General features: G+C 37.0%; 11 protein-coding genes and 2 pseudogenes. 7 read left to right on the top strand and 6 right to left on the bottom strand.

Annotated elements, in window-relative coordinates:
* The first annotated feature begins 169 nt into the window (after window positions 1–169).
* Window positions 170–3,196, top strand: a complete 3,027-nt coding sequence (locus YN1551_RS12560; protein ID WP_012718007.1) for a S41 family peptidase — start codon at window positions 170–172, stop codon at window positions 3,194–3,196.
* Here the strand turns inward: YN1551_RS12560 and YN1551_RS12555 are convergent.
* From YN1551_RS12555 to YN1551_RS12535, 5 genes are all read right to left on the bottom strand, one after another.
* Entirely contained in the window at window positions 3,193–5,379 is a 2,187-nt protein-coding gene (locus tag YN1551_RS12555; RefSeq protein ID WP_012715571.1) for a malto-oligosyltrehalose synthase, read from the bottom strand. The two genes, YN1551_RS12560 and YN1551_RS12555, sit on opposite strands and share 4 nt — an antisense overlap.
* A complete protein-coding gene (gene glgX, locus YN1551_RS12550) occupies window positions 5,376–7,532 on the bottom strand; it encodes a glycogen debranching protein GlgX (RefSeq protein WP_012715572.1) in 2,157 nt (718 codons plus the stop codon). Before glgX ends, YN1551_RS12555 begins: the two co-directional genes overlap by 4 nt.
* Window positions 7,533–7,700: 168 nt before the next feature.
* Complete coding sequence (gene treZ, locus YN1551_RS12545; RefSeq protein ID WP_012718006.1) at window positions 7,701–9,386, bottom strand: malto-oligosyltrehalose trehalohydrolase; 1,686 nt, start codon at window positions 9,384–9,386, stop codon at window positions 7,701–7,703.
* Between the two features lie 19 nt (window positions 9,387–9,405).
* Complete coding sequence (locus YN1551_RS12540; RefSeq protein ID WP_012712996.1) at window positions 9,406–9,891, bottom strand: hypothetical protein; 486 nt, start codon at window positions 9,889–9,891, stop codon at window positions 9,406–9,408.
* Between the two features lie 49 nt (window positions 9,892–9,940).
* Window positions 9,941–12,037, bottom strand: coding sequence for a xanthine dehydrogenase family protein molybdopterin-binding subunit (locus tag YN1551_RS12535; protein WP_012718005.1), 2,097 nt, complete (start codon window positions 12,035–12,037; stop codon window positions 9,941–9,943).
* Between the two features lie 121 nt (window positions 12,038–12,158).
* Here YN1551_RS12535 and YN1551_RS12530 point away from each other — a divergent pair, with 121 nt between their 5' ends.
* From YN1551_RS12530 to YN1551_RS12505, 6 genes and pseudogenes are all read left to right on the top strand, one after another.
* Window positions 12,159–12,785, top strand: coding sequence for a thiaminase II/PqqC family protein (locus YN1551_RS12530; protein WP_012712998.1), 627 nt, complete (start codon window positions 12,159–12,161; stop codon window positions 12,783–12,785).
* A gap of 46 nt (window positions 12,786–12,831) precedes the next feature.
* Window positions 12,832–14,649: a S53 family peptidase gene (locus YN1551_RS12525; protein ID WP_012718004.1), complete on the top strand. Its 1,818-nt coding sequence runs from the start codon at window positions 12,832–12,834 to the stop codon at window positions 14,647–14,649.
* Window positions 14,650–14,720: 71 nt separating this feature from the next.
* Complete coding sequence (locus YN1551_RS12520) at window positions 14,721–15,494, top strand: dienelactone hydrolase family protein (protein WP_012713000.1); 774 nt, start codon at window positions 14,721–14,723, stop codon at window positions 15,492–15,494.
* Between the two features lie 128 nt (window positions 15,495–15,622).
* Complete coding sequence (locus tag YN1551_RS12515; RefSeq protein ID WP_012713001.1) at window positions 15,623–16,552, top strand: metallophosphoesterase family protein; 930 nt, start codon at window positions 15,623–15,625, stop codon at window positions 16,550–16,552.
* 41 nt (window positions 16,553–16,593) lie between these two features.
* The gene (locus tag YN1551_RS12510) at window positions 16,594–17,097 is read left to right on the top strand and encodes a hypothetical protein (protein WP_012713002.1); all 504 of its coding nucleotides are present in this window, start codon (window positions 16,594–16,596) and stop codon (window positions 17,095–17,097) included.
* 252 nt (window positions 17,098–17,349) lie between these two features.
* Window positions 17,350–17,727, top strand: a pseudogene (locus tag YN1551_RS12505) (DUF4322 domain-containing protein); the annotation flags it as partial.
* Window positions 17,728–17,763: 36 nt separating this feature from the next.
* Here the strand turns inward: YN1551_RS12505 and YN1551_RS12500 are convergent.
* Window positions 17,764–18,768: pseudogene (locus YN1551_RS12500) on the bottom strand (IS256-like element ISC1332 family transposase); the annotation flags it as partial.
* Window positions 18,769–18,850 lie beyond the last annotated feature (82 nt).

The following is an 18,850-nucleotide window of genomic DNA, read 5'->3' as shown; positions in this document are numbered from 1 at the left end:
AACTGCTTTATGGATAGATTCAATTTTTATCTAGATATGTTAAACTTACCTTTAATGCAACGATAGATTCTGAATCCCAGAAAAATTTAATGAGTTCAATATCTAAAGAAATTGAAAGATTTAACTAAACAGTGGAAAACACTATATACTTAAAGTTATACATTATCATATGAAAGCGTACTATATGTATCCCGACATTAGAGGGGATCTAATATCATTTACTTCAGACGATGACGTTTGGCTTCTTTCTTTAAAAGACATGAAGCCGCTTAGGATAACAAGTGGTTTAGGAGTTTCCATAAGGCCTAAAATAAGTCCAAGTGGTAGAAAAGTTGCGTTTACTGTTGTTTGGCTTAAGAGTGGTAAGCAAGGTGGAGATATTTACGTTGTTGAAGATGGGCAAGCTAGGAGGGTTACTTATTTTGGTAGTAGGAATAGTAGGGTTGCTAATTGGCTTTCAGAGGACGAGATTATTGTAATAACTGACTTTCACACTCCTTTTGGTCAATGGAATGAGGCGTATAAGGCAGATGTGAATAACGGAGAGACAGAGAAATTGCCTTTCGGCATGTTATCCAATATTGTAAAAAGGGATAATGTAATAGTAATTGTAAGGGGTTATCAAGATTTACCAAATTGGAAAGGGTATAAGGGTGGAACTAAGGGTGAATTATGGATTTCCCGTGATGGTGGTAAAACCTTCGAGAAGTTTGTTAGTTTAGATGGTAACGTTAGTTGGCCCATGATAGTTAAAGAAAGGGTTTACTTTCTATCCAATCATGAAGGGGTTGGTAATCTTTATTCAGTTGATTTGAACGGTAAGGATTTAAGGAGGCATACCAACTTCACCGATTTCTATTGTAGGAATGCAAATAGCGATGGTAAGAGGATTGTTTTTCAAAACGCTGGTGATATATATTTGTACGATCCAGAAAAGGACAGCTTATCTAAACTGGATATTGACTTACCTACTGATAGGAAGAAGAGGCAACCGAAATTCGTTAGTGTGATAGAATACATGAATGAGGCTGTTGTAAATGGTAATTATATAGCATTAACAAGTAGGGGTAAGGCATTTTTAATGAGGCCGTGGGATGGCCCCGCAGTTCAGTTGGGCAAGAAACAAGGTGTAAAATATAGGCAGATTCAAGCTTTGCCTAATGGTGATGTGATAGGAGTAAACGATGATGATAAATTGGTGATTTTAGGTAAGGATGGAAATGAGAAGGTAATAAATAGGGATTTTGCTAGGATAGAGAGAGTCAAGGTTTCTCCAGATGGTAAGAAGATATTATTATCTAACAATAAGCTTGAGTTATGGGTTTACGAGATTGATAGTGATAACGCCAGATTAATAGATAAGAGCGAATATGACTTAATTTTAGAATTTGATTGGCATCCAAATGGTGAGTGGTTTGCTTACGCTTTTCCAGAAGGCTATTACACTCAATCAATAAAGCTTGCCCGCATTGACGGGAAGATTGTTAGGATAACAACTCCCTATGGGTATGACTTTTCACCGTCATTTGACCCAGATGGTAGATATTTATATTTTTTGGCTGCAAGGCATTTAGACCCAACTAACGATAAGGTAATATTTAATTTAAGTTTCCAGAGGGTTGTTAAGCCATACCTAGTAGTTCTAGGAAATTATTATTCCCCATTTAACCAGCCATTAGATGAGTCTAGTAGTAACGATAAAAACGTCGTAATCGAGGGAATTGAAGATAGAGTAATTCCGTTCCCGATTGAAGAGGAAAATTACGTTCAAATAGCTGGAGCTAAGAACAACAAGATCTTCCTATTCTCTTATCCAATAAGGGGGCTGAGGACACAGACTGGAGATGTATTTGGTAGGTTAGAAGTTTATGACCTAGAGAATAAGGCAAAGGAATTATACGCAGACAATGTGTCAAGCTTCTCCTTGTCAAGCGATAAAAGTAAAATACTTTTAATGCTCAAGGATAATCTAAGATTATTTGACGTTAATGCTAAACCAGATTTTAACTCAGCTGGAAGGAAAGGTGGGGTAATAGATTTATCTAGAGTCAAGGTTTATGTAGAGCCAGAAAAGGAATGGAGACAAATGCTTAAGGAAACGTGGAAGTTGATGAAGCAGAATTATTGGAATGAGGAGAGATTAAAGAATTGGGATTCAGTCTTACCCAAATACGAGAGACTTTTAGATAGGGTAAGTACTAGGTTCGAGTTATCTGATATAATTCAAGAGATGCAAGGTGAGACTAGGACTTCCCATTCCTATGAGACAGCTTACGACTACGATACTCCAGAACCGTTATCAGTTGGTGGTTTAGGTGGAGAGTTTGAATATAACGAGAACAATAAATGTTACAAGATTACAAAAATTTACGTTGGGGATTCCACTAATGAGAATGAGAGGAGCCCATTAAGGGATCCTGGTGTTCAATTGAACGTCGGAGATTGTATAAAAGCTATTGATGGGGAAGAGGCTAACGGCAACATTTACTCTCATCTAGTAAATAAGGATCAAGTAATTCTTGACGTAATAACTAATGACGGTAAGAATAAACGCGTTACGGTTAAAGTGTTAAAAGATGAAAGGTTTCTAATATATAGATACTGGGTTGAGAAGAATAGGGAATACGTTCACGAGAAGAGTAAGGGTAGGTTAGGGTATATTCACATACCAGATATGATGTATCAAGGGTTCGCTGAGTTTTACAGATTGTTCATGTCCGAATTTCACAGAGAAGGATTAGTGGTTGACGTTAGGTTCAATAGGGGTGGTTTCATCTCAGGGTTACTCTTAGAGAAGCTACTCTTAAAGAGGGTTGGCTATGTTCATCCTAGGAATGGAAAACCAATACCTATGCCGTATTTCTCATCTCCTAAGGTTTTAGTGGGAATAACTAATGAACATGCTGGGTCTGATGGTGATATCTTTTCATTCTTGTTCAAGAAGTACAAGCTAGGAGTACTTATTGGTAGAAGAACTTGGGGAGGTGTTGTTGGTATAAGACCCAGATATAGATTAGTTGATAATACTTATATCAGTCAACCAGAGTTTGCTGTTAACTTCGAGGATGTAGGTTTCGGTATAGAGAATTACGGAGTAGATCCAGACATAGTTGTTGAGATTAAGCCAGAGGATTATGCAAGTAATAGTGATACACAATTAGATACGGCAATAGAGTTAGCATTAAAACAACTTTAACCACTTTTTTCAGTTAATATAACAACTTTATGCTCCCCAATTAACTCACTCAAATTGTACTCTCCACTACTAATTTCCTCATTTCTGATCCAATTCACGCTTTTTTGCCTTATATTAATCTTCTCTTTAATCTCCCTAGTTACTATTGGTGAGAAAAGAACAGTTACTTTTCCCCTTTGGAAGCCAAAGGGTAATGGTTTATAATCGTTTAGTAAGTACTCTCTTCTAAGCTGTAGCAGTTTCTTAACATACAACATTTTGACTCTTGGATCTGAAAGTTCTAAGTTCTTTTCAGTCAAATTATTTAATAATTCCCTTAGTTTCTTGAAATTCACCGGCATTCTGTTATCTGGGTCTGTAAGTAAGAATCTCCAAACTTCAGTTCCTTGATAAATATCTGGTACGCCTGGCGAAAGGAACTTAAGTGTCGTTGCAACTAATGATTTCATATAACCGAAATAAACTATTCTCTTTTCAAAATTTTCAAAATCATTTCTAAAACTACTGCTCTCAAATGCGCCATCTATGAAGTCCAAAACTTTATTTTCATACTCTGAATTTGGATTTTCCCATGTTGTATGTACCTTAGCTTCTCTTATGACCTTAATCATGTGGTTCTTAATTCTCTCCCTATTATCAAATCCCTCATAACTTCCCACAAGTGTTTGATAAAATCTATACTCATCGTTTTTATCAATATTTGGTTTTAACAAATCATGCCAATATGCTACCCTCTCCTTCCACTCCTTTGGTATCTCAGATAGTACTGATATTCTAGCTCTAACGTCTTCACTGAATTTACTATCATGAGTGGAAAGAGTGTTCATTGATATACTATTTACTCTGCTTAGGTTAAAGTTATGAAAGTCTTCGATGCTTATACTGAATCTTCTTAGGTCACTCCCCACCTCGTTTAGTGAGATTAACCTATTGTAGATGAAGAGGGTAGTATCCTCATAGCCCTTAGCGAAGATTGCTGGCATGTATTGTTGGAGTCTCATGATTCCCTTTTCATTCCTTAACCTTCCCTCCTTATCGCATTGCTTTATCGTGCTAATATCCTCAAATGGTAAATATGTCCTATACTTTTTTATACATACTAGAAAATCTACCAGATATTCATAATCGACGTTTAGTAACTTGCTTAACCTTTCAATATCGCCTTTAAACAACTGATTTGCGACTAATCTTTTACTTTGCGTTATCAACTCATCTATATTGATTTCTATTCCAATGAAACTCTCATAAAACTCAGTTAACTCCTCTTCACTATTTCCATCTACTAATAGCATATTAACGTAGTTCAAGAAATCATATCCAGTAGTACCATCTACTTTCCAATCATCTCTTAATTTCTCGTTGATTGACAATATCTTCTCTACGTATATTATCTTGTTATTTCCTACTAACTGTCTTAGCTTATCCAAATACTCTTTAGGGTCATATAGTCCATCTATGTGGTCAATTCTTAAACCGTCAACAAGTAGCTTGCCAATTATCTCATGGGACTCTCTAAATACTTCATCCAATTCTACCCTAACAGCTATCAAATCATTTACTGCGAAAAATCTCCTATAATTTGGATAACCTTTCTTCCAGTAAGTTAGCTGATAATATTGCATTAATAGTAATCTCTTTATGTCCTCTTTCTTTAAACATGAATTGTCAAAGCAATTAATTCTTTTCAAGAACTCAACTCCTTCATCGTTTATCGGTAATATAAGTCCTCTATACTCTATTTTATCCTTCTGTACTTTTATCAATCCCTTATCTATAACGATATTTAACTCGTCCTCAAGAATTGAAAGGACAATTTTATCTTCATCATAGTGATCAAAATAGTTATAATATTTACTATTCTTCCAATTCTTTAACAGATCCATAAGCCTCCAATTAGTATGATGTACTGCCATGTGATTTGGTACTATATCTTGTATGATTCCTAAACCTCTACTCTTAGCCTCCTTAACTAGTCTAAAATATCCCTCTTCTCCTCCTAATTCCTCATTAATTTCGCTATGATCTACTACATCGTAACCGTGAGTACTCCTTGGTCTAGCCTTAAGTATTGGAGATAGGTATAGGTGTGATACTCCTAATTCCTTAAAGTAATCCAAATTTTCTATTACATCATAAAAAGTGAATCCATTATTTAGTTGCAGCCTATATGTGCCTGTTATCATAGTTCTATCCTCCTATAAACTAATGCAGTTCTTCCCTCAATTTCTAATTCCTTCTCGCCTTCTACAATTCTTTCTTCTGGTTTTATCTCTCTTAAATAAGAACAAACAACTAGTTCCCATTTACCTTTTTGAAACTTCACTTTTACGTTATTGGGATTTGCGTTAAGTATTATTAAGAATGAATCATCTGCAATTCTCTCTCCGTAGATGTTAATCTCATCCATTACGCTCCCCTCTAACACGAAGATAACAGTTTGCGTTGGGGAATTCCACGTTTTCTCATCAACCTCCTTACCGTCTGGAGTGTAAAATGTTACATCTTTTAATGGCATGCCGAATAACTTCTTTCCTTGAAAATATCTTTCCCTTCTGAATACCGGATGCGCTTTATAAAATTGGATCATTTTTTTAACAAACCCTAAAAATTTTGATTTTCTCTCATCTAAATTCCAATCAAACCAAGTTATCTCATTGTCTTGGCAAAACGCGTTATTATTTCCTCTTTGTGTCCTACTTAACTCATCTCCTCCTAATATCATGGGAGTTCCTTGGCTAATAAGTAACGTTATCATGAAGTTCCTTTTCTGTTTCTCTCTGCACATAATTACGTTTTGGTCATTTATAGTTCCTTCTGCACCACAATTCCAACTGTAGTTCTCGTTCATTCCATCTTGATTGTTAAATCCATTCGCCTCATTGTGTTTTTGATTATAACTAACTAAATCTTCTAATGTGAAACCATCGTGCGAAGTTACGTAGTTTATACTGGCAAATGGTGTTTTATTATTACCTAAGTAGATGTCTGGTGAACCTAATAGCCTGTTAGCAATCTCGCTATAGGGTAACGCTTCTCCTCTCCAAAATCTCCTTATAGAATCCCTATATTTTCCATTCCATTCTGCCCATTGATGTGGGAAATTCCCAACTTGATATCCTCCTTGTCCTACATCCCACGGCTCAGCTATTAGTTTTACTCGTGACAATATTGGATCTTGCTGTAATGCAATGAAGAACGTATTTAACATATTAACGCTGTACAATTCCCTAGCTAAAGCGGCTGCTAAGTCAAATCTAAAGCCATCTACATGCATATCCGTAACCCAATATCTTAAGCTATCTAGGACCATCTGGATAACTCTTGGATGGCTAAGATTTAACGTGTTGCCAGTTCCGGTAAAGTCTAAATAATATCTTTTATTGTCTGGTTGGAGCATATAATATGCTATATTATCAATACCTCTGAAACTTAACGTTGGTCCTAAATGATTTCCCTCAGCAGTATGATTATAAACTACATCAATTATAACCTCGATTCCTGCGTTATGTAATTCGTTTACCATTTTCTTGAAACTGAATACTTGTTCTCCTAAACAGCCGCTACTGGAATATCTACATTCCGGGGAGAAGAAGTTTATTGGGTCATATCCCCAGTAATTTGTTAGCCCCTTATCTATCAGAAATCTTTGATCAATGAAGTGAAAAACCGGCATTAATTCTACAGTAGTAATCCCTAAATCTTTGAGATAGCTAATCATTTGTTCTGAGGCTAAACCTTCATAAGATCCCCTTATGTTTTCCGGCAAATCCAATCTAAGTTTTGTAAATCCTTTTACGTGAACTTCATAAATTACTGTATCCTTTAATGGAACCTTATTCCTCTTAATGAAATCCTCATCGTCCCATTCAAAGTATGGGTTAATCACAACACTTTTAGGTACATATTCGCTGGAATCCCTCTCGTCATAGCTTAAATCTTGATTTTGGTCTCCTATCTTATAACCAAATACTGCATCGTTCCAAATCACATTACCATTTATGGCTTTAGCGTAAGGGTCTATTAAAACCTTATTAGGATTAAATCTCAATCCTAACGCCGGTTTATACGGACCATAAACCTTGTATGCGTAAAGTTGCCCGGGTCTCAGCCCTGGGACTAATATATGCCAAAGATCTCCCGTTCTGTTTTTAACCTCTATTATCTCCTTTGGATACTTTTGATTTGTTTGTGAATAAAGGAGTAATTCAACTTTTTCTGCATTCTCTGAGAATAAGGAAAAATTTACTCCATCCTCATCTTCTATCCAATTTGAACCTAATGGATATGGATCTCCAGGGCGTAGAGGTCTATCCCTAGTTCTGAAGAATACTGACATAGTGATATTTATTATTATTTGAGTTTAAAAAAACCTTTATCTTAACATTGATAAGAGTATTACTAACCTTTTAACTTCTTCTCTTCTCCTTCTCTCTTCCTCATCAATTTTGTTTTTACTTATCATCTAAAGTATAGTCGTTTATAGGAATTTTTAAACTCTCTTGCCCTAAAGTTTATATAAAGCAAATCCCTTTTCTAATTTATACTTATTCTCTGCAATTTGTGATGGGAAAGAGTTATTGGAGGATAAAACTAGAGTCCCCCTATATTTCATTTCAATTATCGATTGGGAAAACACGTAAACTACTAAATATCCATTTCCTTTCACAGTTAACCAATGATTGCCATTTTCAACGGTCAATTTCCTATTACAGGCTAGACCGTATTCTTTCCTTATTTTTATTAAAGTCTTGTAAAATGAAAAAATGTCATCATTTACCTTCCAGCTTAATTTAGAGGCGTTAAATGTGGAGTCTGACTGTGGATCAGTCTCTTGACCATTATCTCTTTTTCTACCCTCCCTGACCCCTTGTATTAATTTAGGATCAGAAAAGTCGGAAAAGTAGTAAAACGGATTTTCCTCACCGTATTCCTCTCCCATAAAGATCATCGGAATATATGGTGAAAGCATGTAGAGTGCTGCAGCAATCTTATAACTCTCCTTATCAACTAGTTTAATTAATCTCTCTCCTCCACCCCTATTGCCAACTTGATCGTGATTTTGAATGTAAACTACGAACTTACAACCATCTAGATCACCAATCGGTTTTCCGTGAGTTTTTCTTCTAAAATTAGAGTACTTTCCATCATATACGAAGACTTCTTTATATGATTTAACTATGTCATCTAGACTACCGAAATCACTGTAATAACCTTGCCTCTCACCAGTTAAGAATGCATGGATTGCATGATGGAAATCATCTACCCACTGGGCATCAGTATTATATCCACATTTCTCCTTAGGATTAACAACTCTAGGATCATTTAAATCACTCTCAGTTATTACAATCTTACCATATTTGTGGACTACATCAGCAATATCCTCTAAGATGTGTTTTGGAGAATTGTCAATAATAGCGTGAACAGCATCAAGTCTGAATCCATCAACGTGAGACTCATTTATCCAATATTCAACATTTTCTAGTATGAACTTTCTAACTTCATCACTTCCAGCATCGTCAAAATTAAATGCTAAACCCCAAGGTGTTTTATATTTCTCTGAGAAATAGGGCCCTAACTTGGCCATGTAATTCCCTTCGGGCCCAACGTGGTTATAAACTACGTCTAATATTATCGCTAATCCGAGTTTATGAGCCTCATTTACTAGATTTCTAAACCCAATTGGTCCTCCATAAGAGTTCTGTACAGCGTACAAGTAAACTCCATCATAACCCCAATCCTTTTTCCCTGGAAACTGTGCAATAGGCATTATTTCTATTGCAGTTACTCCAAGTTCTTTTAAGTAGTCCAGCTTCTTTATCACTCCTTCAAAAGTACCTTCTGATGTAAATGTACTTGTATGAAGTTCATAAATTATAAGATCTTCCCTTTTTACCTTTACACCGTTCTCATCATCCCCTTTAAAATCTAGTGAAATAATTTCAGAATGGCCATGAACTCCCTCTGGCTGATACCTTGAAGCCGGATCTGGCACTTCACTACCGTCATCTAAAATATACTTATATCTATCACCAACTTTCACGTTATTTAACGTAATGGTGAAGTATCCCTTCTCATCTCTTTCCATCTCATAAATTCCCTTATTTAGTATCTTTAACTTAACGTTTCTTTGATAGGGAGCCCATAAATTAAAGGTTGCTGCGTTCCTATCTAATCTATAACCAAATGCCATAATATGAATTTCTTCCTTTCTAAGTTATAACTTGTGCTATTGAACCAGCTAGTATCATCATTGCCAATGAGAGGAGTAAGAAGATCAAGCTTATTTTAGATAAGTTGCTTACGCTCTTTCTTAATTCCAATACCCTGGTATCTCCCTCCTTAAAACGTATCATAAGTCTTATCCTATTGCTTATAACAATCCCTGCCCCAAACGCCAATAACCCAAAAGCTCCTCCTACTAAGTTTAGGAAGACCCTTATCCTAATATCTAAACTTGAACGTAGAATTGCAGCGACTAGGAATAGATTCCCTTGATAAGGGGCTAGGTAAATATAGGCAAAAATTACTATCCCAGTTATTATTGTAATAATTGACGTTATCAGAAAGAATTTCCCTATCCTCTCAAATTGCCTCTTTTCCTGAGGTCTAATTAAGAAGTTAAGTAGTGCTGCTCCTGCCCACAGTGCACCAAAAAACCCATGGATCTCGTTTAATACATCGAAAATTACATTCATAGGTTTACCTCTTCGTGTTTCAAAAATAAATTTAAATGAATTAAAGCGCTTATTCAAAAAGGCCTTCTAGGCTTACTGGAACTCTATTTATCCTTCTCTTTATAACGTCTTCAATAGCGCTAGTGACTGCAGCTGCAGCTATTCCAACCGGAATTTCCCCTATTCCCTTAGCTCCATAAGGAGTTGAGGGAGAAGGAGTTGGAACTATGTTAACCTCTATCTCTGGTAAATCAGCAGCTGTTGGCATTCCGTAGTCCGCTAAGTTGGTTGTTAATAAGTTAGCGTTATCATCGTATGCGTAACGTTCGTATAGCGCGAGAGAAATTCCAATTGCAGTACCTCCTATTACTTGTTCCTTTACTAAATCCTCATCTATTGGAGTTCCAGGGTCAATGTAAACCACGTGTTTTATTGGCTTTATCTTACCGTCCTCAATTCTAACTACTGCCAAATCACAGGCGAATGGATAGGCATTGAATCTATACTTACCTTGCAATGTGTAAGTGAAGTCAACCTCTTCTCCCTCAAGTGACGTAATTCTAACTTTTCCTCCATTTTCTCCTATAAAGTACCCATCCCTATAGTCAACGACCTTATCGTTTAGGATAACTTCAGCCTTCCTCCTCAATCTAGCCTTTAACTCTTCTACCGCTCCAGAAACTGCTCCAAAAGTGTAAATCGCCATTCTACTTCCTCCAGGTCCAAAGGATGTTAGTAATTCAGTGTTATCTAGAATCTCATATGTAACGTCATCTGGGCTTATTCCTAATAGTCTTGAAGCCATTACTACTGCTGAATGCTCGTTGCCTTGACCCTCTGGACCGAATCCCAAACCGATTACAACTTTGTTATTCTTAACCTTAATTTTCACTCTCTCACTACCAGAAGGCGTACTGGGATCAGTTGATAATGCTAAGCCTACTCCAGTGTTCTTATTCCTCAATGCAAAGATGTCATTTCTTGATAATGCTAAATCTAGTAAGCCTTTCGGATTTCCAGAATCGTAGTACGCAAATCCAGTATCATAGGGAAAGATATCTATTGCATTAATTTTTCTCACTTCAGCCTTACTAATACCTAAATCATCAGCTATAGCATCCATTGTTCTTTCCAGTGCCCATGTATGAGGTGGCGTACCAGCACCTCTAAATGCTCCAGCTGGGTTCTTATTTGTGGCAACTAAGGTTCCAGTATATCTTATACCTCCAATCTTATATGGTCCCGTTAAGAACCCTAAAGGTTTAAAGGGTTGGCCAGCGTCTCTAGAGGCACCAACATCTTCCCATATGTGGATATCTAAACTATTTACTCTTCCATCAGAGGAATAATAGGCGTGAATTTTGAATTTCCTTTCTGGTCCACTTCCGTTTGATGCCATCAAATGCTCAGTTCTAGTTTCAATCCACTTTATTGGTACATTAAACTTTAACGCTGCAAAGCCTAATACTGTCAAATATCTGACTAGAGAGAACTTCTCACCAAAACTTCCTCCTTGCCTAGCGTTCTTATGGATTACTTTAACTCCTAATGCCTTCTGGATTTCATTGGATACTACGTTCCCTGCTTGCTGATTCGAAATTATGGTCAATCCATCATCTGTTGGAATTATAATTGCCCCATAAGGTTCTATTGGATTTCCAGAACTTCTAGACCAGTATAAATCTAATTCTAAGTGCCTACCTTGCGTATTAATCTTTCCAAACTCAAAGGTTTGTTCTCTTACTACGTTTGTCTTCAAATCCTCAAATACTACTACTTTGTTCTGTAGTGCTTTTTCGATGCTTCCTATACCTTCTAACGGTTCATAATGAACTTGAACTAATTCTGCTAAATCCGTAGCTTCATAAGGATCGTTTGCAATAACTAAAGCTACTGGTTGACCAACGTATAATGCCTTATTTATCGCCATCAATGGAATTGTTAAACTAGCTCCTTCTCTTTCGCCAGATTCAACCCTTCTAGATACTAAATCTTTACCAGTTAGAACTAGTGCACCTCTTCTTTCTGCATCTTCTTTATTGATATTAACTATTCTCGCATGGGGGTATGGACTTCTGATAAATACTGCATATCTTCCCTTATATGATATATCATCTACATAATTACCCTTTCCTATTAATAGATCATATACGTCTATTCTTCTCATTGCTTGTTTGTTAACTAACTAACATAAAAATTTATCTAGCTGCTGTGAAGGAGCAATTTATTATGGCTAGATATAAGCAACTTATAAAATGATTTATAATCTAGCTTTGTAATTTATAGTTATGAATATACTAGAACAGATAAGAAAAGAGTTAGAAGGATTAAATGGGCAAATAATCAATCACCCCTTATTAAAGGAGAAGGTGTTGAGAAAGGAGGTAGTTAATAGTTTCGTTATAAACCAATGGTACATTGTAAACCACGATTTAAGGTCATTAGCAATAGGTCTATCCAAGAGTACCAATATGGAGGAGCTTGATATATTTAAGATATTAGTGGATGGAGATTATGCTGCTTTGAAGGAGTTAGTAAAACTGATGAATGAGTTGGGAATTGAGGTAAAGGACCCATTACTATATAATGTATCACCTCAAGCTATAAGCTACACTCACTATTTATCCTGGTTAGCTAATTACGCGAAACCCTCAGAGTTCCTATTTGCTGGAATTGTGAATTTACCAGTATGGGCTAATGTTGTAACTAGATTTGGGGATATGATAAAGGAGAGATTTGGGATTAGGGAGACGGGATTCTTTGATGCATTCAGAGGTTCTTATAAGGAGTTGGAGGATAGGATCGTTAAATTAGTTGAGGATTACCAAGTTGATAGACTTAGAAGGATTGCTTACACTATTCAGTACTACGAGAAGTCCTTCTGGGATTCAATATATGTTGTTCATCAACAATAATTGAAATATGAATAAAGTTTATATTAAATGATTGATAAAGCATATTATGGAAAGTGAAAATGTAATGTTAAAAAGGTTGTTAATGTTACTTCTGATATTAGTTCTAAGTACTACGACTTTCCTAGCAACTATAGCGCAAAGTCAAGAACAATATTACTATATACAAACATCTTCTCCACAATACTCAATAGTTCCAGGATCAGAATTTGTAGAACCTCTCAACACCATCCAACCACTATACATAGCAGTTCTCTTAAATTTCACTAATTTACCTTCTCTACAATCATATCTTAACGAAACTTACCTCCAAGCGTCACACTTTCATAAATGGCTTACTCCATCTCAGTTTAGGGAGTACTACTATCCTTCAAAATCCTATGTGAATTCTCTAATAAGCTATCTAAAATCCTATAACTTAGAATTTTTAGGCAATTATGGTCTAATACTAGTATTTAATGGAACCGTGGGAAGCGTAGAGAATGCATTTCACACTTACATTAACGTTTACTACTATCCATTTAAGAACCTCTACTGGTTTGGTCTGCTAGGAATTAAGGATATTGGACCATTTTACTACTACTCTAATAATGTAACTCCCTCATTACCATACAACGTTGGAAAATACGTATTAGGAGTAGTTGGGATAGATAGTCTAGATCCCAAGGTAGTTAACGTGATAAAACAAGCGTGGCATTTAGATATGGTTAAAGCTCAAAGTGGATTAGTTTCAAAGGCCATAATTTCACCAATGACAATAGGGAAGTATTTCAACTTTACCATGGCCTATGAACACGATTACAACGGCAACGGTAGTAACATCGCGATTGAGGGAGTTCCTGAGTCCTTTATAAATGTATCAGATATCTATCTGTTCTGGCAACTTTATGGTATACCTAGAACTGGTCATTTAAACGTTATATATTTTGGTAATGTCACTACTGGAGGTCAGTCTGGCGAAAACGAGTTAGATGCAGAATGGTCTGGTGCCTTTGCACCAGCAGCTGACATTACGATAGTCTTCAGCAACGGCTATGTGGGTGGTCCTCAATTAGTGGGCAATTTACTAAACTATTATTATGAGTACTATTACATGGTTAACTACATAAATCCTAATGTTATTTCAATCTCTGTAACGGTTCCAGAAAGTTTCCTAGCAGCTTATTACCCTGCAATGCTATATATGATTCATAATATAATGATGCAAGCAGCTGCAGAAGGAATTTCCGTATTGGCGGCCTCTGGCGATTGGGGATTTGAAAGTGATCATCCTCCTCCTAATTTCCATATAGGAACATATAATACTATATGGTACCCTGAGTCAGATCCCTATGTAACGTCAGTTGGTGGAGTATTCCTTAATGCATCATCTAATGGCAGTATTGTGGAAATAAGTGGCTGGGATTATAGTACTGGAGGTAATAGCGTAGTTTATCCAGCACAAAGTTACGAGATAACTTCACTGATTCCATTTACTCCTACTGTAGTTAGGACTTATCCAGATATCGCATTCGTATCTGCTGGTGGTTATAATATTCCAGAATTCGGTTTCGGTTTACCTTTAGTATTCAACGGTCAATTGTTCGTATGGTATGGAACTAGTGGAGCAGCACCTATGACTGCTGCAATGGTTTCCTTAGCGGGTACCAGATTAGGTGCACTCAACTTTGCATTGTATCACATTTCATATCAAGGTATAATAGAATCTCCACTAGGTAATTTTGTAGGTAAGGTAGCTTGGATACCAATAACTAGTGGAAATAATCCATTCCCAGCCCATTATGGATGGAACTACGTCACTGGTCCTGGAACGTATAATGCATATGCAATGGTTTATGATTTGTTGCTATATTCCGGCTTAATTTAAAGTTACTTATTTTTTTTTATCTAACAAAAATAGATAGTTAACTTTTAAACCATTTGCCGGTAAAGGTAAATATGGAAAAGGAAATATCTTACGATTCAGAGGGTGCTAAAATAAGGGCTTTCCTAGCTTCTCCAGAAAATCCTAAATTGGCAGTGATAGTAATACATGAAATATGGGGTCTTAACGACAATATAAAAGACATTTCAAGAAGGTTGGCAAACGAGGGTTACATGGCACTTGCTCCACAATTATACACTAGAAATGAGGACGTTCTGAATCAAGAGAACATCCAGAACGTAATGATGAAAGTATGGAATATACCACCAGAAAAGAGGAATGATCCAAACTCTTATCAGCAAATAATGTCAGCGTTAGATGAAAAAGGCAAAAGAGTAGCTGAGTTATTGGTTTTAAATAGACAAAAGACAGAGGAACAGATGATAAAGGACGCGATTAAGGCTTATGAGTATGTAAGCTCACAAGGTGTTAAAAAGATAGTTAGTATGGGCTTCTGTATGGGCGGGGGTTTAGCATTTCAGTTAGCAACTGAAGTACCATTAGATGGGACAATAGTTTTCTATGGCAGGAATCCCCAGCCATTGGAGACAATTCAGAAAATAAAGGGGCCAATATTAGGTCTATATGCTGGAGAGGATCCACCCATAGATGCTGGGTTACCAGATCTAATTTCCGCTGTAATAAAGTATAAGAAGGATTTAGAGCTCAAAATTTATCCCGGAGCTTATCACGCGTTCTTTAACGATAGGGGACGTTCATACAATAAAGAGGCCTCTGAAGACGCATGGGAAAGAGTTAAAAACTTCCTAAGGAGGGTTTCAAAGTGAGTGAGGGAAAGAAAAAACAGCAAGTGGATCCTTGTTTTTTAGCGTGGGTTTACTTGCTGGAAGTAATGGAAAAGAAGGAGAAAAAGGACTATTAATTTTTTAATTTGTAATTACAAATTTAAGATAAGATGGTCTTTAAATTTAAGATAGGATTCTTTACCGATGTTCATGGGTCAGAGTACTCATTTAAGAGGTCACTAAATATTGCAAAAGCTAGGAAAGTCGACTTTCTCATCGTAAGTGGGGGATTGATGGCTAAAGAGATAATGTTTGTAGAGGACGTTGGAGGAAAGTATTTTCTAAACGGGAAGAAGGTTAATTTGAATAACCTTAATGAAGATGCGTTAAGGTCTGGGAAATATATAGTAATAGATAAGAAGGAGGTAATTGAGGATATAAAGAGCGATAAGAGTAAACTGGAGAAAGTAATTAGTGAAAAAGTAACTGAGCAAATGTCAAGATGGGTTAAAATAGCAGATGAAGTGTTTCGTTTAGAAAGGGTATTTTGGTCTTCAGCACATGGTGATATTCTACAACTTGAGTCTATTCTTAAGAATTATGGGGGTAAACCGATCAATGAAAATGTAATAAATCTGGAGGAAATTCAGATAGTCTCATTAGGTTATGGTTCTCCAATAGGAAATTCATATAGGGAAATCCCAGACTCTGAATTATACATAAAGGGTAAATCTCTACTTAAGGATGCTGATAAGGAAAGATTAATTATGAACTTTCACATGCCTCCTTTAAACACTAAATTGGATAACGCAAAGGTTGGTTTAAGGAAATCTCATGTTGGTTCAAAAGCAGTACTTGATTTAATTACCGAATTCCAACCGCTTATTTCACTCCACGGTCACGTTCATGAAAGTACCTCAATGGATAAAATAGGCGATACTATTGCAATAAATCCTGGTAGCTTATATCAATTGGGTGATCCTTCGATAGTTATATTCGAGGTTCATAAAGAGCTGAAGAGTTTCGGTAGTGTAAGTGCTAGCAAATACGTTATAAAGAATATCGAGTTCGTGTCCACTAATCCTTTAGACGTGGTATAACTTTTGAAAAGACTTAATAGTTTCCTTTAACTTTTTAAATTATGGCTATAGGTAAAACAGTTCTGATAGTAGGGGTAATAATACTAATAGTAGGCATTGCACTGTTCTTTATTGGAGGATATTTAGCATCATCTGGACTCATTAAAGTGATTAACTCAATAAGTAAAGCAACTCCAACTACTTTACAACCGGGGACATCACAAGATTTAGGTGTCCCCACTAAGTTGTCTATATTGCTTTACAATACGAGCTCTGGACAAGTGTTAAAGATATTACAAGAAATAAATGGGACGAACCAATCAGTACCACAAATTGCAGAAAAGGGATATGTAATAGCGTTATTAAGTCCTAAATACGATACTATAATGGTAAATAACCTCACTACTCCGATTTCAGTGAAATACGTTTTAAGTCAAGAATTAGCGTCTTCATTGGTAAACGTTGCATTATATACTGGCCTTGGTTTCTTTCTAGCTATTATCGGTGTAATCGTGTTGCTAGTTGGTTTAGTACTATTCCTCAGAGGTAGAGGTAAAAAACAGTAAAATTAAATATTTAATTAACTTTTAATTCATAACATGGTTAAACTAGTAGCTACTTTAGGTACATCACCATGGAGAGCAATAGAGTCTTTTCTTTACCTAGTACGGTAGACCCAAAATCATGTTAGAAAAAATATTTCTGGTAGGATAATATCGAATTTATAAAAGATAAAGAAATTTATAAGAGTATAAAGAATTCAATTGAAGAAAGGTTTAAGGTGAGGGAGATGTGGTATTACCACGTGAGTAAGTGAGATGGTAACACCGGTACTCCCTCACCAAAACAACTTACAACAAATAGGATATAAATTACTTTCCATGCTGAACTTCAAGGGAAAGAAAGGGGAAGAGGTGGCGAGAACCCTCATCGCAGCGTGTTTATGGAACGATTCGGTGGAAAGCAAGTCGAGGGCGTATGGCGTGTCTCCACAGACCGTGAGGAATTACGTGGAGGAGCAAGGGATGGAAGTTATTGAGAAACTCTTGGAAAGCGCCAGGAAGATATCCTTGGAGATATTAAAGGGGGTAAAGGAGATAGACGTCTCAATAGACTGGACAACCAAGACCTGGTACGGGAGACCGGTGGGAGGGCTCGGGAGTTCGGAGGAGGGAAACTCTTGGAACGGGGCTACTGGGTATAGTTGTGTGAGAAAATATGTAAGCAGAAGGTTAAAAGTCTTCATCAAGACTCACCTGGAACCTTGAAGCGTGGAGTTGTTTGAGATGATATGAGTAATGCCTTATCACCGACATGGGCCTGAACTTCCAACGCGAATTACTTTCATGGATCGAAACGTAGAGATAGACCTCCAAGGAGCGAAGAGAGGGAAAGTAACCTCCGAGCTCCTCCTCGAACCTAGCCAGGGTCGAGTTGAAACTCTCCGACGTGTTATTAGTGTAGAGGTAGTGTCTAATCTCCCTGGGGAAGTTGAGAAAGGAACAATACTTGTCAGCAGCGTCAAGAAGCCTCTTGGCTCGGGCTGGAGAAAAGGGTTGGACAAGTTGGCTGAGGGACAATATAGCCTTCCTTCCCTCCTCCACCTTCCTGGAGGACTTTAGATCCCTAACTCTAATCATTAGTTCCTCCTTGTCTGGGAGGACCCTCATGAGGTTCCTAACCATGTGTGTTATACAGAGCTGGTGTTGAGAGGAGGGAAAGAGCGTGGACACGACGCGATCGAGTCCAGAGAAGTCATCGCTCACGATTACGTCAACCCTGCTGACTCCCCTGCTTACGAGTCCGCTCAAGAAGGACTTCCAACCGTCCAAGTCCTCCCTATCCCTAACTTCGTAGTCCAAGACGAACTTATTCCCTTCTAAGTCAACTCCTATGGCAATGTAAATGGCTCTCTCCATGATCGACTCGCTGATTCTGACCTTTACGATCTTCACATCGATGTAAAGGGCTAGGAGATCGTGAGGTAGTTCGCGGCTCTTGTATTCCTTGAGTTTGTTGGATATTCTCTCGGCAACCCGATTCATTACGATCTCACTATACGGTATTCCCTTGGCTGCTAACACGGCCTTGACTTGACTTGGAGTCATGCCTGATAGAACGAGCTGCTGGAGGAAGTCCTCGTAATCTGGGCTGGTCCTCTCGTACTTCTCCGGAAGGATCTTGGGTCTGAAGCCACCCTTTCTGGTTCTCGGTACTCTCAGTCTTAAGAGAGTGTCCAGAATGCAAATAATTCAATAAATATAATGTGATAGAAAAACAATATTATAACTAGTTGAGAATAGAAGTCAATTATATCTT

It is taken from the genome of Sulfolobus islandicus Y.N.15.51 (genome assembly GCF_000022485.1).
GTDB lineage: Archaea > Thermoproteota > Thermoprotei_A > Sulfolobales > Sulfolobaceae > Saccharolobus > Saccharolobus islandicus.
Note: the sequence above shows the minus strand (reverse complement) of the source record. Positions and strands in the feature narration are given on the sequence as shown.

Coding starts and splice junctions, on each gene's coding strand:
- YN1551_RS12560 (WP_012718007.1), top strand. CDS start 170: ATGAAAGCGTACTATATGTATCCCGACATTAGAGGGGATCTAATATCA.
- YN1551_RS12555 (WP_012715571.1), bottom strand. CDS start 5,379: ATGATAACAGGCACATATAGGCTGCAACTAAATAATGGATTCACTTTT.
- glgX (WP_012715572.1), bottom strand. CDS start 7,532: ATGTCAGTATTCTTCAGAACTAGGGATAGACCTCTACGCCCTGGAGAT.
- treZ (WP_012718006.1), bottom strand. CDS start 9,386: ATGGCATTTGGTTATAGATTAGATAGGAACGCAGCAACCTTTAATTTA.
- YN1551_RS12540 (WP_012712996.1), bottom strand. CDS start 9,891: ATGAATGTAATTTTCGATGTATTAAACGAGATCCATGGGTTTTTTGGT.
- YN1551_RS12535 (WP_012718005.1), bottom strand. CDS start 12,037: ATGAGAAGAATAGACGTATATGATCTATTAATAGGAAAGGGTAATTAT.
- YN1551_RS12530 (WP_012712998.1), top strand. CDS start 12,159: ATGAATATACTAGAACAGATAAGAAAAGAGTTAGAAGGATTAAATGGG.
- YN1551_RS12525 (WP_012718004.1), top strand. CDS start 12,832: ATGGAAAGTGAAAATGTAATGTTAAAAAGGTTGTTAATGTTACTTCTG.
- YN1551_RS12520 (WP_012713000.1), top strand. CDS start 14,721: ATGGAAAAGGAAATATCTTACGATTCAGAGGGTGCTAAAATAAGGGCT.
- YN1551_RS12515 (WP_012713001.1), top strand. CDS start 15,623: ATGGTCTTTAAATTTAAGATAGGATTCTTTACCGATGTTCATGGGTCA.
- YN1551_RS12510 (WP_012713002.1), top strand. CDS start 16,594: ATGGCTATAGGTAAAACAGTTCTGATAGTAGGGGTAATAATACTAATA.